Annotated in this window: 1 protein-coding gene; it reads right to left on the bottom strand. The window is 54.4% G+C overall.

Features of this window, described 5'->3' with window-relative positions; all coding sequences use genetic code 11:
• Window positions 1-485: 485 nt before the first annotated feature.
• Window positions 486-1,643 (bottom strand): IS110 family transposase, encoded by a 1,158-nt coding sequence (locus DWX33_RS22150; RefSeq protein ID WP_122381056.1) that lies wholly within the window; start codon window positions 1,641-1,643, stop codon window positions 486-488.
• Window positions 1,644-1,751 lie beyond the last annotated feature (108 nt).

Here is a 1,751-nt window from a genome sequence, read left to right as displayed (position 1 = left end):
TTCCTCTATAAATCAAGTTCACGTTAGGAAATAGTTGGTGCGAAACATAATAGTTCCGCAGAAAATGATAAAAAGTGATGAAATCTTATTGCCACCCCAAAAAGAAAGCCTAAGTTTGTTGCGTCAATCAAAACCAGTCACTTATGTGTGACAAACGCGTGCCACGTGGCGTGCCAAGCCGTAAAAAATACAAACAGGGAGGATTGTCCCCCTTTTGGGCGGGGTGGTGGAGATGTCCATCACTCCGTTTTTTTGTCCGATCCGGTCGCATGAGGTCCCGATCCCGCCCTGTGGCGTGATTGCGGATAAGAATTATGATACTTTCCTCTTCGAGCTCAAAGGCTTTAGACTCACGTTCATTCGGTCATCCCCCGTCAGGCCAGTTTGCAAGAACGGAGTTTACCTACCACAAAGGTACGGGCGTTGGGAGATGACCGGTATTAGTATCCCGGTCCGTTTCCGGCCGGTAGACATAATCCGGGTAGTCAATGGCGCTTGCCCTTACGCTCGTCCTCGCTAGCGGTCTCATACAGGTTTCTCCTGTATTTTTCCCTCTTGGCCAGCACGTTCCATATGACGACCAGCAGCTTCCTTGCGATGGCCACGAGCGCCTTCTGCGCGGGCATCCTGCGTTTGAGGCCCTCATACTTGAGGGCGAACCTGGTCCCCTGGCACCTGGCCGCGGCCCACGCGCACTGCACCAGCACGATCCTCAGGAAACGGTTCCCGTGCGTGATCTTCCGTCCCTTGATCTTGCCGGCGCTCATCTGGTTGCGTGGCCTGAGGCCGGCCCACCCGACAAGGGCGGAGGCGGAAGGGAAGGTGGCCATGTCGTGACCGGCCTCGCTGAGGACGCACATCGCGCTTTGCGCGCTCACCCCCGGTATGGTCTCCAGGAGTTCTTTCTGTTCCTTGTAGTGCTCCTGGCATATGTCCTCCATACTCTTGAGGCATTCCTCCCTTTGCCTCTCGTAGAGTAGGCACTCCTCCATGTAAAAGCGCAACATGTCGCGGTCCACCCCGGTGACGAATCCAGTCAGGGCGGCGATCAGCGTGTCGCTTCCGCACCTGTTGACGGTCCTCCCGTGTATGAGTTTCAGCAGCTCCTCCGGCCTCGTCTCTCCCTCGATCAGCGCCTGGACGACCTTGCGGTAGGACTTCCCTCCGATATCGGAGACATGGTTGCTCAGGCGTATGTTACAGGCCTGCATCTGGTTGTCCATCTGGCTCTCGGCGTGTACGATCTGCCGGTTGAGACGGTGCAGTCGTCTCTCGTACTGCCGCAACGCGGATTGTGTCTCGTCCGGCACGAAGCTTTCCCTGACGAGCTCCTTTGCCAGGAGGGTCGCTATCCACTCGGCGTCGCGCACGTCCGTCTTTCGTCCCGGCAGTTGCTTGATCAGGTAGGGGTTGACCAGTACCATGTGGAAGTCCATGGAGAGGATGCGCCAGAGGGGTTTCCAGTAGACGCTCGTGCTCTCCATGGCCACGCGGCTGACACCGGCCTCGACCAACAGGTCCCGCAACCGGTCCAGTTCGGGAGTGGTCACACCGAACTGGGTTTGAATTTTTTCTCCATTTGTTTTCAATATACACGCAAAGACACTATCTTTGTGTATATCAAGTCCACATACATTGTCCATAAGCGTAATTTTTTATGAGCTTAGAAGCTCGGTTATATATATAACGGACGGGAGTGGACTTGATTTTTATTTGACTTGCATAAAAATCGAGTTTTTTATGTAAGTTTG

This window comes from Parabacteroides sp. AF19-14 (assembly GCF_003635485.1).
Lineage (GTDB): Bacteria > Bacteroidota > Bacteroidia > Bacteroidales > Tannerellaceae > Parabacteroides > Parabacteroides distasonis.
This window is presented reverse-complemented; position numbering and strand designations above follow the sequence as displayed.